A 13,810-nucleotide genomic window follows, 5' to 3' on the forward strand; every position below is an offset into this window, starting at 1 on the left:
TTGAAAATCGTGGTGCGTAATCGGGTCCTGGCAGTTCTCACCATTGCAATCTGGCTGGCGACGTCCACTGCGCTGGCGACGCAGACGGCGGAAACTGCCCCGAAGACTTCAAGCAAGAAATCCACGAAAACATCGGCCAAGACGAAACGCAAGGCGCGGCGCAAGAAGACGGTAAGCCCGCAGCGCATCCGGCGGATCCGGCGCGCGTTTGTCGCCTCCAGTGAACTGAAGCCGATGGCGCGGCAGTTGCTCGAGAACCGCAGCCCAGCGGCCTACGCCGGTGTGGAAGCATATGCGCGGCGACATGCCCACGATGACGCCGGCGTCCTGGCCAATCTCGCGCTCGGCTATGCGCACACGCTGGATCACGATCCGGCAAAGGCCATTCTGCCGCTAAAGCTGGCGCAGGCGCGAGCCGGCGACCTGGCCGACTACACGACATACCTGCTGGGTTCCTCGTACCAGGCTACGGGCCAGACCGAGCTGGCAGTTGCCACCCTGCGTGACTTCAACACCAGGTATTCGGACTCGATCTTCTCGCGAGATGCCGCAGTGGCTTATGCAAACGCACTGGTTGCGTCCGGCAGCGCGGCACAGGCGGCGGCTCTGCTGGACAAGTACCGCCGTCCTTATCGTTCGGACCTGGAATACGCGTACGGCCGCGCGCTCCTGCGCGCTGGAGACACGGCGCGCGGCGCGGACGTTCTGCGGCACCTTTATTTTTCCACGCCGTTGGCCGCGGAAGCGGAGGATGCAGGCAAGCTGCTGAGCGCCTCCGGCGAGATCGGCGCCAACTACGCGCTGCAGAAGGCCCGCGCCGACCAGTTTGCGCAGGCGAAGCGCTATCGCGAGGCGGCGCAGGAATACCGCTCCTTGTTGCCGCTGGCGACGCCGGAGGAGCGGCCGGCAGTCGAGGTCGCGCTGGCCGGGGCGCTGCACCGCAGCGGGGACGATCGGCAAGCGCGGCAGATGCTGGAATCGATGTCGCTGACTTCGAGCGAGCTCAATGGCGAGCGCTTGTTCTACCTGGGCGAAATGGCGCGCGGGTCGAACGACGACGAACGTTTCCTGAGCATCCTGGCGCAGTTGCGGCAGACTACGCCCACCAGCTCGTACCTGGAGCAAGCATTGCTGAGCGCGGGAAACATGTTCCTGCTGCGCAACGATTACGACCGCGCCATCGATTGCTATCGCGAAATCGTGGAGCGCTTCCCGCAGGGGAAGCTGGCGCCGTACGCGCACTGGAAGGTGGCATGGCTCAATTTGCGGGAAGGACGGGCCGACGCCGCGCGCAAGGGGTTCGAGGAGCAGATCGCACTCTACCCGGGATCGCAACAAGTGCCGGCGGCGGTGTACTGGCGCGCGCGCCTGGCGGAAGAGGAGCAGAACTCGCCCAAGGCCCGCGTGTATTACCAGAAACTCTCGCAACGCTTCCGCAACTATTACTACGCGGAACTTGCGCGCGAGCGCTTGCAGGAGCTGAAACACTCCTCCGCCACCGATAGCGATCCGGTGCTGGAGAAGATTCCGCCAATCCAGCTGACCGCGGCGTATACGCGCGTGCAGCCTCCCGCGGATGACTTGCGGGCGCAGAAGGCGGAGCTGTTGCAGAACGGCGGCCTGACCGAGTTCGCCATCCGAGAGTTGAGGATGGCGGCCGAGGAAGAAGACGGTGCGTCGTGGGCGACGGCGGAGATAGCGCGGTTGTACCGGGACAACGGGCAGTATTACCGGGCGTTGCAGGTGCTGAAGCGAGCGGTGCCCTCGTACTTCGCCATGGACTTGGAGGCCTTGCCGCGGCCGTACTGGGAAGACCTGTTCCCGCGCCCGTGGTGGACCGACGTGAAGAAATACTCCTCGAACAATGGACTCGACCCGTTCCTGGTGGCCTCGCTGATCCGGCAAGAATCGGAATTCAACCCGGAAGCGATCTCGCACGCCAACGCCTGGGGCCTGATGCAGGTATTGCCGAGCACGGGAAAGAAACTGGCGCATTCGATGAAGGTGCACTACTCGAACGAGCAACTGCTCACGCCCAATTACAACCTGCAACTTGGCACGCGCTACTTCCGCGAACTGGTGGACCACTTCAACGGCAAAGTGGAGTACGCGTTGGCCGCCTACAACGCCGGCACCGACCGGGTTGATTCCTGGCTTTCGAACGGCAAATACCGCGACGCGCAGGAGTTCGTGGAGTCGATCCCGTTCACCGAAACGCGCGAGTACGTGCAGTCGGTGCTGCGCAACGCCACGGTATACAAGCGCCTGTACGGGACGCCGTAGTCAGCGAACAGCTTTCTGTTCGGCGGGGGTTTTGGCGAAGAGGATCTCGGCGACCAGCAGCAGCGCCCCGACCACGATGGCGCTGTCGGCGATATTGAAGGCGGGCCAGTGGTAGCTGCCGAGGTAGAAGTCGAAAAAGTCCACTACCCGCCCGTTGAGCAGGCGGTCCCAGAGATTCCCGAGAGCTCCGCCAAGAATCAGCGACAACCCTACGCCGGTCACGGTCATGCTGTGGCTGTTCTTCCAAAGCAACGCCGACACCACCGCCAAGGCGACAATCGAAAACAGGATGAGGATGGCGACCTTCCACTCCGAGGACGATTCGGCAAACAGGCCAAAGGCGGCGCCCGGATTCTGAACGTGAGTAAGGCGGAAGAAGCCGGGCAGGACGGGAATACTGTCGTGCAGCGCGATTTTGCCGGCGACCAACCACTTGGTGCCGCGATCCAGCACCACCACCAGGATGGCGATCAGGAAGTGGTACTTGCGCATCGCGTGGGTTCCCGTGCTCGTCTTATCGTCCATGGGCTCCGGTCTCGATCTCCTTCAAGGCCGCGCTGCAGCGCTCGCACACGGTCGGATACTTGGCATCATCTCCCACCTGGGTGGAGTAATTCCAGCAGCGTTCACATTTTTGGCCGGGAGCCTTGCGGATTTCAACGGTAATTCCGCCGCCGCTGCCGTTACCCGAAGGAGCTGCTGCTAATTGGACGCTGGAGACGATGAACAAGTAGCGCAATTCGTTCTGGTGGCGCTGCACAAGCGGGTACAACGATTCCGGGACGCCCAGTCGAACTTCAGCCTCCAGGGCCGATCCAATCAACTTTTCATTGCGGGCGCTCTCCAGCGCCTTCAGCACCTCGTCGCGGACCTGTGACAGCTCCTGCCACTCCGCCAGCAGCGCCTGCGTGGCCTTGCCGGTCAAGGAGAAGCCCTCCCCGGGGATACTCTCGGGCTGAGTGAATACTTCCAGGTGGACGCTCGACTGGCGATTGGCGACTTTAGGCAGGAAGGTCCAGATTTCATCGGCGGTAAAGCTCATGATCGGCGCCAGCAACCGCACCAGCGCCTCGCCGATGCGCCAGATGGCAGTTTGTGCCGAGCGCCGCGCATGCGAGTCTGGAGCAAAGGTGTAGAGGCGATCCTTGACGATGTCGAAGTACGTTTTGCTGAGCGCATCTACGCAGAATTCATTCACGTCCTGGTAGACGCGATGAAAGAGGAAGGCCTCGTACCATGCCAGGACCCGCTGCGAAACCTGCGCCGTCTGCGCCAGCGCCACCCGGTCGAGGAACTCCATTTCCGCGTAGGGGACGGCGTCGCGCTGGGGATCGAAATCGTAGAGATTGCTCACGATGTAGCGGAAGGTGTTGCGAATCTTGCGATAAGTTTCGGCGATGCGCTGCATGAGGGATTCGTCGGAGCGCACGTCGTCGCGAAAATCCACCGATGCCACCCACAGACGCACGATTTCCGCCCCCATGCGATTGGCAATGTCGACGGGATCGACATCGTTGCCGAGGGATTTGTGCATGGCGCGGCCCTGCATGTCGAGCGTCCACCCGATGGTGCCCACGATCCGGTAGGGCGCGGAATTGCGCGCGCCAATGGAGCAAAGCAGGGAAGAGTGAAACCACCCGCGGTACTGGTCGCCGCCTTCGATGTACATGTCCGAGGGCCAGGGCAAATCGGGCTCGCTCGATTGGACCGCCAGGTAGCTGCAGCCGGATTCGAACCAGACATCGACGATGTCGGTTTCCTTGCGGAACCGCGAGTCGCCACACTTGCCGCACTTGGTGCCGGGGGGAACGATCTGCTCCGGTTTCACGCTGTACCAGGCATCGGCGCCGTCGCGGCGGAACAGGTCTACGATGGCGCGCTCCACTTCGGGCGAGCGCAGAAACTCGTCACAACCGTCGCAGAACATGATGGCGATGGGCACGCCCCAGACGCGCTGCCGCGAAATGCACCAGTCCGGCCGGGTGGCGATCATGTTGGAGATCCGCTCTTCGCCCCAGGCCGGGTCCCAGCGCACTTTCTTGATCTCATCGAGGGCGCGGCTGCGCAGCGTGCCGCCACCGAGCTTCGCTTCCATGGAAATGAACCACTGTTCGGTGGCGCGAAAAATTACCGGGTGATGACAACGCCAGCAGTGCGGATAGGAGTGCTCGATTTTCTCGACGTGAAGCAGCACGCCGCGCGCCTTGAGCAACTCGACGATAGAATCGTTCGCCTGGAAGACCGTCTTGCCGTCATATTCGGGCAAGCCGTGGCGAAGACGGCCGGATTCGTCCACGTTGCAGGTTTGGTCGAGGTTGTACTTCTGCCCGGTATAAAAATCGTCGGCGCCATGCGAGGGCGCAGTATGCACCGCTCCCGTGCCTTCTTCCATGTGCACGTATTCGGCGTTCACCCCCAGGATCTGGCGATCAAGGAAGGGGTGCGCGTAGGTGGTGTGCTCCAACTTGCGCCCGGGAAAGCGCGCGACCACGTTGCGCTGCAAGTCGCATTTTTCCGCGGTCACTTGCGCCAGCTTGTCGGCGACGATGTACAGCTCGCCGCCCGAGGCGAGCGCAACATATTCCTCATCGGGGTGAAAAGCGACAGCCATGGAAGCGGGCAGCGTCCACGGGGTGGTGGTCCAGATGATGGTCGAAACCGGCTTGCCGGCGAGCGCGTGATCGAGCTTTGCGGGATCGCTGGTCATCCGGTACTTCACCCAGATGGAGGGGCTGACGTGGTTCTTGTATTCGACCTCGGCCTCGGCGAGGGCGGTCTTGTCGTGAATGCACCAATACACGGGGCGCAGGCCCTTGTAGACCGCGTTCTGCTCGATGAACTTGAACAGGGTTTCGATGACCACCGCCTCGTACTGCGGGGTCATGGTGGAGTAGGGCTGGTCCCAGCGGCCGAAAGTACCGATGCGCTTGAACTGCTGGCGCTGCAGGTCGAGGAATTTTTCCGCGTACTGGCGACACGCCTGCCGGACCTGGAGCGGGTCCATCTCCAGCTTCTTGCGTCCGAGCGCCTCATCGACCTTGATTTCGATCGGCAGGCCGTGGCAGTCCCATCCAGGTATGTAAGCCGAATCAAAGCCCGCCATCGTCTTCGATTTGACGATGAAGTCCTTCACGGTTTTGTTCAGCGCCGTCCCCAGGTGAATGGGCCCGTTGGCGTACGGAGGCCCGTCATGAAGCAGGTAGACCGGGGCGCCCTGGCGTGCCTGTCGGATGAGGTCGTAGATTTTCATCTGCTCCCAGCGGGCGAGCATCCTGGGCTCGTTCTGGGGCAGGTTGGCCTTCATCGAAAACTCGGTTTTCGGCAAGTTCAGCGTGGCTTTCAGTTCTTGCGGCAATCCGGTCCTGGTCTCCGCGATGAGGGTAAGTTTTTATTATAGCGAGTTCATCACTGACTCACCTTTCAATCGCGGGAGTAATGGCGAAGCCGATTGCGGGAATCGAAAAATTGCAGCCCAGGATTGTTGCCGGATGTGTTCTCTTGTCAGGTACATGCCCCGAAGTACCACCGCAATTCTTGTCCTCAGCGTGTAAAACTTTCGTGTCATGTACCTCTGACCGCGACTCCTGCAGCAGCCCCGTGTTAGCCTTATATGCAGAGTGGGGTCAGGACTCGGTTTGCAGGGTTGGTTCGCGCTTTGGGCATTTTCGTCCCAGAGGCTGTATCGGCGGGCTGAGGCTCGGCATCAAATTTTCGGTATTTCGTAGAGTACATTGCGGCGTTTGGGGCCATTCCGCACCCAAAAGTGAGCATTTGGACACCAACATTCGGCAGCGGCAGGTCTGGGAAGACGGCCCGGGTCGCGGACGTGCATGTGCTCACATCATTGGCAGCAGGTCAACTTGGCACCAAATGTGCTGAACATCATAGGTGAATTCGGCTCCTGACAGAGGCGACAGGGACTGAACCCGGGACAAAAGGTACTATGGCACATCAGCTATTGACTCCATCTCCAACGCAGGTCCGGCCGTCCATACCCGAATTGAACCTGCTGCTTCCCCAAGATTTCGAGCTGTCGCTTTGGCAATCGTTACGGCGGCAGATCCACGATTGGCGTCATCCGCAAAAGCTTCCGCCCCTGCACCTGACCTCGAAACCGGTCCCGGTGCGGGAAATCTGGGGCTCATACAACTACAAGAAGCGCGGCGCAGTGGGATCCACCATCGTGCATATGCTGGCGATTGGCGGCATCATCGCGGTGTCGCTGGCGGGCGCCAGGGTAGTCAAGCAGGTTCAGAAGCAAGAGCAGATCACGCTGATCGCCCCCGACATTTCGCAGTACATGCCGCTCTCGTCGAAGAAGAATGACACCATCGGCGGCGGCGGTGGCGGCGGCGATCGCGACAAACTGCAAGCGCCGAAGGGACGTCTGCCCAAGTTTGCCATGGAGCAGTTCACGCCTCCGGCGATGGTGATCCGCAACGACCACCCGAAGCTGCCGATGGAGCCCACCGTGGTTGTGCCTCCGCAGGTGAAGATCGCACAAGCCGCGCTGCCCAATTTCGGCGATCCGAAGTCGGTGATCCCGTCCGGCCCGCCCTCTAACGGCACCGGTTCCGGCGGCGGCATTGGCTCCGGCTCCGGCGGCGGCGTGGGTTCCGGTGAAGGACCCGGCGTCGGCCCTGGCCGCGGCGGCGGCATTGGAGGCGGCATATTCAAGGTCGGCGGCGGCGTATCCGCTCCGCGCGCTCTCTCCACTCCCGATCCCGAGTATTCGGAAGAAGCCCGCAAGGCCAAGTACCAGGGCACGGTAGTGCTCTGGCTGATCGTGGACCAGAGCGGTCACCCGCAGCAGGTGAAGGTGGCGCGCTCGCTCGGCATGGGCCTGGATCAGAAGGCTATCGAGGCGGTCCGGCAATGGAAGTTCGAGCCGGCGATGAAGGACGGCCGCCCGGTCGCGGTCCAGATCAACGTCGAGGTCAATTTCAGGCTGTACTAGAGAATTCGCTGTAGCGAAACACGCCAAGGGAGAAGCTAACCGGCTTCTCCCTTTGCTTTTGGGACCTGGAAGCTTTCGTTGGCCCAGCGCACGGCTGTATTGATTCGCGGGCATAACCGTTGTCTAATGCCGCTCGCGGCAGGTGATGATGATCCAGATTGTCTGGGAGTTCCAAGTCCCTGAAGGGAAACGCGAGGACTTCGAGCGCCACTACGCGAGCGACGGCACCTGGGCGGAGTTCTTCAAGCGCGACTCTGCTTACCGGGGCACACAATTGCTTCGCGATATGAACGATCCATGCCGCTACTTCACCATCGACACCTGGGACGACGAGGATTCCTACGGTGCCTTCCGCGTCATGCATCACAAGGAGTACACCGCCCTAGACCAGGAAATGGAGGCGCTGACCGAATCCGAGAAGAGGCTGGGAGTTTTTCAGTCCACCTGACAGCCCGGCTGGCCCTTATCCACAACATCCCACCAGGCCTGTAAAATGAAAAAGCGCATGCCGGCCTGGTTGGAACAGCTCAATAAAGAAGTCGTAGCGTGCACCCGCTGCCCGCGCCTGGTGGATCACTGTCGCAATGTCGCGCGAGAGAAGCGCCGCGCCTATCGGGAATGGGAATACTGGGGGAAGCCGGTGCCGGGCTTCGGCGATCCCAATGCGCGCGTGCTGATCCTGGGGCTGGCGCCGGGCGCGCACGGGTCCAACCGGACCGGGCGGCCGTTTACGGGCGACTCGTCGGGGATGTTCATGTACCCGGTGCTGCACGCCACCGGGTTCGCCTCGCAGCCGAACGGAACGCACCTTGGCGATGGGCTGAAGCTGACGGATGCCTACATCACCGCGACCGTACGCTGCGCCCCGCCGCAGAACAAGCCCACGCCGCAGGAGATCGCCAATTGCGCGCCGTTTTTGGACCGGGAACTGGCTGGGCTGACGAAGGTCCGCGTGGTGGTCGCGCTGGGGCGGATTGGATTTGATGCCTATCTCAACCACCTGCGCCGCCGCGGCGAGTTGAAGAGCAAGAAAGACTATGTTTTCGCGCACGCAGCGCGCTACACGATGCCGGATGGCAAGATATTGCTCGCTTCCTATCACCCATCCAACCAGAACACGCAAACCGGGAAGCTGACGGAAAAAATGTTCAGGAAGATTTTTGAGCAGGCGCGCGAACTTGTCTCGCGTGACACCGGGAGAGCGAACCGGAGCCAGGCGGCAGCAGTTTCCTCTTCCTCGTAGGCACGCTCAGCCAACCGAATCCAGGCATATTAGCGTGTATCCGCGGCAGCAATTTCGCGCCTCAGGCGGACATTCTGGATCGAGTCTATTTCCAGCACTGCCACCCACTGCTGCCGGCGCTGTTGCTGGAAGACGATGCGGGCGCCCAGGATGCGCGCAACCAGTTCTGGAGGCAGATCGCGATGGTAGCCGAAGAAGCGCTCTTGCAAGCGCTCCCACCCAGGAATACGGAGCAGGTTGCGCGGCTCGTACTTGGTGGAGAAGACCAGTGCGCCGCGGAAATGGGTGCGAGCGTCGGAGGCGGCCAGGACCTGCGGGGTGGAGAAATCATCAATGCGCACGATGGCCACGGGTTGAGGAACGTAACCGAGCCAGGGGCGGGTAAGCTCGTCGGACGCCGGCCAAGCGGTCAAGACACGTCCCGCAGGGAAACGCTGGGCAGCAAATGCGTCCGCCGCCTGGTGCAAGCGAACGTAATCGGACCAGGCGAGATTGTCCTCGGGCGCGAAGCGATAAGGAGGATTCGTGACCAGCGCCAGGAGGAAACCGCCACAGATGATCGCGACAAAGGCTGGCCACCACGGAACGCGGCGTCGCAGCGTGGAAATACAGAGGATCACCACAAGCGGGTAGACAGGGAGGAGGTAACGCGCGAGGACGGCGCCTCCGAGAATGGCAAGCGCGACAAGATGAACCAAGATCAGAAGGTAAAAGACAGCCTGCACGGGCGGTGCAATCGCCTGGCGCCGGGATGCGTCACCATCCGAGCGGGGCTCGAGAAACATGGCCAGCGCCGCGGCCAGCGTGAGCAGGACCATGTTCATGTAGCCAAGAAGGTGCCAGAGGCGCAGGGCGAATGCGGCCAGGAAGCGCACCGGGTTCAGAGTCGAGCCGAGATTGTAGCGAAAGAATTCCGGATTGCCGAACACATGCCCGGTATGGGCGAAGTGAAAGGCGAACCAGGCGCAGAGCGGAACGGTCGCAAGCATAAGCGAAAGAGATCGGGCGATCGGGCGATCTGGGAATCCGGCGATCAGACTCGCTGATTGTCGTTTGCCGATTACGACGCAAATCAACTCCCATGCAAACAGCGACAGCGGCACCAGTATCGCGGTTTCCTTTGCCAGGCAGGCCAGCGCAAACAGCGCGATCGCGGGGGGTCGCCGTTCCGCGAGGTCGAAATAAAGGCCCCAAAGGAGGAGGCAGGCCGCGGCCATGTCCAGGTGCGCCATGGCGCTTTGCGAAAAGAAGACCGGGAACAGCGCGGTGTTGATGACGGAGGCAAGCGCGACTGCCGGGTTGGAGACGCGCCGGGCGAGGCGATCCACGGCCAGCAGGGTGAACGCTGCTACCAGCAGCATGGCACCGCGGGTGACGGCGGGCGAATAGCCGAACACCTTCCACGCTGCCGCCAGGTAGGCCATCACCAGCGGCGGATGCGCGTTGGTGAGGGTGGTGTGCGGGATCAGGGCGCCGGTCAGGTAGAGATCGCGAGCCGCGGGTATGTAGTAGCCCGCCTCATCCCAGAAATAAGGCAATGGCAGAAGAGGGAAGTGGGTGAGCAGGAGCGCGAGCAGAAGCAGCGCGAAAATTATGGCGCCGCGGCCAACCACGGCCGCCGATTCCGTGGTCAGCGACGCAGGCGCGGAAGTGATCGGCACGCGAAGGATGATACACGCGAAGCAGGCGGGGAATCCGGATTGAATCCCATCAGTTGACGCCGCCGGGAACCGCCAGGTGCGGATCGAGCTTGATGTCGCCGAAGGTCTTTTCGTACTGCGAGACGTTCTGCTGCAGGATGCTCATCAGCGCCTTGGCTTGTTGCGGGCTGAGGTACACGCCCTGGAAATTGCGCACTTCGACCTCGGTCTCGGTGGACTGCTGCAGGGTGCCGAAGACGAGAAAAAAGTCCCAGACATTGACTCGCACCTGTACGCTGTTGGCATAGTTTTCGCGATATTCAGCGGTGTTGACGAGCTTGATATTGGGTTGCGCAGGAAAGGCCATGGCGGGATTTTAGCAGGCTTCGGTTGTGGCATCCGGCGGATGGCCAAAGAAAGTCAACTCCCGTAAACGCGGTAGAAGAAGTAAGCCGACATGACGAAACCAATGACAATCACAACCTGGCGGACCCGTCGAGGATCCATTTTCCGCGCGTAATACGCTCCGCCGTATCCGCCAATCGCGGTACCGGCGACCATGACCAGCGCTTGCGGCCAGAAGATTGCGCCGGCGACAACGAAGGTCGCAATGGCGACCAGGTTCGAGACACTGACCAGGTAGGTGCGCAGACCGTTAATGGCGTGCATGCTCTCCAATCCCATGAGCGCGAACACGGCGGCCACCAGGATCGCCACGCCGGCGCCGAAATATCCGATGTAGATGGAGATGAGCAACAGCAGCACGACGTTCACGGCGCGGGCGATGGCGGAGACGCGGGGGCGATGTTCGGTGCGCGCGCGCACCCAGCGGGCCACGCGAACGCCATAAATGAACACCAGCGTTCCCATCAGCAGGAGCCAGGGGACCAGGCGGAGGAAGGTTGCTTGCGGCGTTTTCAGCAGAATGTTGGCGCCTGCCAGACCGCCGGCCATGCCTACGATGGTGAGCAGCGGGATCATGCGCAGGTGGACGCCGACCTCGCGCCGGTAGCCGACCGTGCTGGCAACCACGCCCGGCCAGATGGCGACGGTATTGGTGGCGTTGGCCTGGATGGGCGGGACCCCGGTCAGCAGCAGCGCCGGAAAGGACAGAAAGCTGCCGCCGCCGGAGATGGAGTTGGCGGTGCCGGCCAGGAAAGCGGTGAAGAAAAGAAAGAGAGCGTCGTGCGCGTGCACGACGTGAAGATTCAACTTTAGGATTTCAAGATTCAAGAAGATAGATGGGGAGGAAGGGTGACGCCATAAGCGACGATTTACGAGGCAGTAGCTCCAACCACGAAGGGCACTAAGGATCACGAAGATTCTTCGTACCCTGACCAGTGACTCCCTGGATTGACACCATCACTTCAGGCCGTGACCCCTCTCACTGACCCAGCAGGGCTTACGGGCTTTATCTGAATGGGAAACACGCGGCGTCGAGGAGGAGTTTCGTCATGTTCACACGAGTCGTCGAGATTAAGACCAAGCCCGGAAAAGCACGGGAAGTCTGCCAGACCGTTCACGGCAAGATTCTTTCTACCCTCAAAGCGCAGCCCGGCTTTGTGGACGAGATGGTGCTCGTATCGGACAGCGAAGGCATCCTGGCGATGAGCATCTGGAAAACCAGGGAAGACGCGGATCGTTACAGTCGTGAGCACTATGCCGAGGTGAACGAGCTCATCCGCCACCTGGTCCACAGCGCTCCCAAGGTCCACACGTTTGACGTGGAGACCTCCACATTTCACAAGATTGCCAAGGGCATCGCGGCCTGAGCCGCCGCTCTCCGGCGGTTAGGCGCAAGACTGGCGCAACGAAAAGGCGCGGCCTCTCAGCCGCGCGAAACCCTTTGGTGCGAAAGGGGGGATTCGAACCCCCATGGGTTTCCCCGCCAGATCCTAAGTCTGGTGCGTCTGCCAATTCCGCCACTCTCGCATCTGAACATAACTTACTCAATTCGCATTGGTTGCTGCAAGTTCCGGCTGCGGTACTGATGCCCGATTCTGGTGCACCTCAGTGAAATTCTGCCCAACTTCTGCCCAAACTTTTTTCCCGGCTTCGATCTTAAGAGCGGCGTCATTCAGGTCAGACTCGCTCACGACGTTATAGCGGTCAAATACGCTGCGCGTTTTATGCCCGCTGATTTTCATGCAAACAACTTCGGGAATGCCACGGCGGACCATGTTGCGGACGCTGGACCGCCGCAGATCGTGGAACAGCAGTCCAGGGCACCCGGCAGCGCGGGGAAATGCACAAAAAAGCCCGCCGAAGCGGGCTGAGTGCAAACTGTCGGGTAACACTACTCTGCTACGTTCTTCTGCCCCTCCGAGCCTCTTGTCTTAGGAGACTACCGTGGTTTCAGATGCCGCTATCGCTGATGCCGCCAGTCTCTTCTATTGCTGCCAGATGTACCTTGCTGCCAGATGTACCCGGCAATGCCTTCATCGCGCCAGCCTTGTTGTACGTCCGCTTGCTGTTCTTGTGGATTGGCGGTGTAGAAGTGTTTGTTACCCCTTAGCATTCGATACAGGGGCACGGTGCCGGGCTGCTGACTGCTTGCGATATAACCAGCAATCCCTTCGTCCTGGTAACCGTTGGCCATTGCCGATTGCCGCTCTGGCGCGCTTGTCGTATAGAAGTGGTCGCCGGTTTTGGGATTCATTAGGCGGTAGAACGGGTCCGTCCCCGGTGCTTGGGTTCGCTGAACATACCCGGCAATTCCCTCTCGTTGGTAGCCGCCGCTGGACACGGCTTGGCTTAACTCCGAGTAATTCGAAGTGAACACATGATCGCCTGTAGTCGGGGACACACCGCGATAAAGTGGAACTTTGTCGCCACCGCTGGCATTTGCGGCATTGGTCGTAAACTGCGCGACCTGGCTCTTGACTTCCGTGCCCGTGCCTTCGCCCTGGCCGGAATCGACTGCGAAATAGTAGGTCGTGTTCGGCTGCAGGTTGTTGATGGTCACACGGTGGGTCACGTGCTGGCCATTGCCCGCGGAGCGATCGTAGGGAGCCTGCGCCGTCTGGCTCAGGTTGTTCGGGTCGGTGCTGTAGCGCACCAGCGAACTGCCGCCAGTGCTGGTGGTCCAGGCGATTTCCGCCTTATCGGTGCCGACGTATTCCACCCGCGGGCCATCGGTGATCTGCAGCGCTGCCGAGCCACCCTGGTCTGAGGTCCCGCCCTTGGTGGCGAAGGACTGTACCGAGCTCTTGGCTTCGGTGCCGGTGCCTTGTCCCTGGGCGGAATCGACCATGAAGTAGTACTTGGTATTCGGCTGCAGGTTCTTGATCTTCACGCGATGGGTAACATGTTGACTGCCTTCCCCTCGAGCGTACGGTTCCTGGGCGGTCTGGTCCAGGTTGTTTGGATCCGTGCCATAGCGCAGGACGGTGCTGCCACCGGTGCTCGTTGTCCAAGCAATCTCTGCGCTATTGGTTTCTACGTCCTCGATGACAGGACCGTTGGTGATAGTGAGTGGCTGAGTCTGCGCTGCTACGATTACCGGCTGCAACAGCAGAACAGCAAACGCAAGTAAAGAAACGGAGTAGTTTCGAAGGGAACTCATAGATCTCCTCCAGCAGTAGAGCGCGAAGCTCAACTAGCGTGTTAGATGTAACTGGACTACACCGTTCTGTCTCGGACGAAATATTCTACGGCCAATGCCCACATGGAACTGCAGCTTCGATG

At 61.0% G+C, this 13,810-nt stretch carries 12 protein-coding genes and 1 tRNA gene; 5 read left to right on the forward strand and 8 right to left on the reverse strand.

What is annotated here, in order from left to right; genetic code table 11:
- Positions 1 to 12: 12 nt before the first annotated feature.
- Entirely contained in the window at positions 13 to 2,283 is a 2,271-nt protein-coding gene (locus VFI82_14790; GenBank protein HET7185951.1) for a transglycosylase SLT domain-containing protein, read from the forward strand.
- Here the strand turns inward: VFI82_14790 and lspA are convergent, their stop codons facing one another.
- Positions 2,284 to 2,808 (reverse strand): signal peptidase II, encoded by a 525-nt coding sequence (gene lspA, locus VFI82_14795; protein HET7185952.1) that lies wholly within the window; start codon positions 2,806 to 2,808, stop codon positions 2,284 to 2,286.
- Positions 2,798 to 5,638, reverse strand: coding sequence for an isoleucine--tRNA ligase (ileS, locus tag VFI82_14800; GenBank protein HET7185953.1), 2,841 nt, complete (start codon positions 5,636 to 5,638; stop codon positions 2,798 to 2,800). The genes lspA and ileS overlap by 11 nt, the downstream gene beginning before the upstream one ends.
- 588 nt (positions 5,639 to 6,226) lie before the next feature.
- On the opposite strand from ileS, the gene VFI82_14805 reads away from it, so the two are divergent.
- From VFI82_14805 to VFI82_14815, 3 genes are all read left to right on the forward strand, one after another.
- The gene (locus VFI82_14805) at positions 6,227 to 7,240 is read left to right on the forward strand and encodes an energy transducer TonB (protein HET7185954.1); all 1,014 of its coding nucleotides are present in this window, start codon (positions 6,227 to 6,229) and stop codon (positions 7,238 to 7,240) included.
- 148 nt (positions 7,241 to 7,388) lie between these two features.
- Positions 7,389 to 7,688 (forward strand): antibiotic biosynthesis monooxygenase, encoded by a 300-nt coding sequence (locus VFI82_14810; protein ID HET7185955.1) that lies wholly within the window; start codon positions 7,389 to 7,391, stop codon positions 7,686 to 7,688.
- 57 nt (positions 7,689 to 7,745) lie between these two features.
- The gene (locus VFI82_14815) at positions 7,746 to 8,483 is read left to right on the forward strand and encodes a uracil-DNA glycosylase (protein HET7185956.1); all 738 of its coding nucleotides are present in this window, start codon (positions 7,746 to 7,748) and stop codon (positions 8,481 to 8,483) included.
- A 29-nt stretch (positions 8,484 to 8,512) separates the two neighbouring features.
- Here the strand turns inward: VFI82_14815 and VFI82_14820 are convergent, their stop codons facing one another.
- The 3 genes from VFI82_14820 to VFI82_14830 are packed head-to-tail and all read right to left on the reverse strand — an operon-like array spanning position 8,513 to position 11,335.
- Positions 8,513 to 10,144: a glycosyltransferase family 39 protein gene (locus tag VFI82_14820; GenBank protein HET7185957.1), complete on the reverse strand. Its 1,632-nt coding sequence runs from the start codon at positions 10,142 to 10,144 to the stop codon at positions 8,513 to 8,515.
- A 49-nt stretch (positions 10,145 to 10,193) separates the two neighbouring features.
- Entirely contained in the window at positions 10,194 to 10,490 is a 297-nt protein-coding gene (locus tag VFI82_14825; protein ID HET7185958.1) for a DUF3467 domain-containing protein, read from the reverse strand.
- 53 nt (positions 10,491 to 10,543) lie between these two features.
- Positions 10,544 to 11,335: a sulfite exporter TauE/SafE family protein gene (locus tag VFI82_14830; GenBank protein HET7185959.1), complete on the reverse strand. Its 792-nt coding sequence runs from the start codon at positions 11,333 to 11,335 to the stop codon at positions 10,544 to 10,546.
- Between the two features lie 242 nt (positions 11,336 to 11,577).
- Here VFI82_14830 and VFI82_14835 point away from each other — a divergent pair, with 242 nt between their 5' ends.
- Complete coding sequence (locus VFI82_14835; protein ID HET7185960.1) at positions 11,578 to 11,895, forward strand: antibiotic biosynthesis monooxygenase; 318 nt, start codon at positions 11,578 to 11,580, stop codon at positions 11,893 to 11,895.
- A 75-nt stretch (positions 11,896 to 11,970) separates the two neighbouring features.
- Here VFI82_14835 and VFI82_14840 read toward each other — a convergent pair.
- From VFI82_14840 to VFI82_14850, 3 genes are all read right to left on the reverse strand, one after another.
- Positions 11,971 to 12,055 (reverse strand) — tRNA-Leu (locus VFI82_14840).
- Positions 12,056 to 12,072: 17 nt separating this feature from the next.
- A complete protein-coding gene (locus VFI82_14845; protein ID HET7185961.1) occupies positions 12,073 to 12,270 on the reverse strand; it encodes a hypothetical protein in 198 nt (65 codons plus the stop codon).
- A 218-nt stretch (positions 12,271 to 12,488) separates the two neighbouring features.
- Positions 12,489 to 13,688, reverse strand: coding sequence for a fibronectin type III domain-containing protein (locus tag VFI82_14850; GenBank protein ID HET7185962.1), 1,200 nt, complete (start codon positions 13,686 to 13,688; stop codon positions 12,489 to 12,491).
- Positions 13,689 to 13,810: the final 122 nt, after the last annotated feature.

The sequence above is a fragment of the Terriglobales bacterium genome (assembly GCA_035691485.1).
Taxonomy (GTDB): domain Bacteria; phylum Acidobacteriota; class Terriglobia; order Terriglobales; family Acidobacteriaceae; genus JAIQGF01.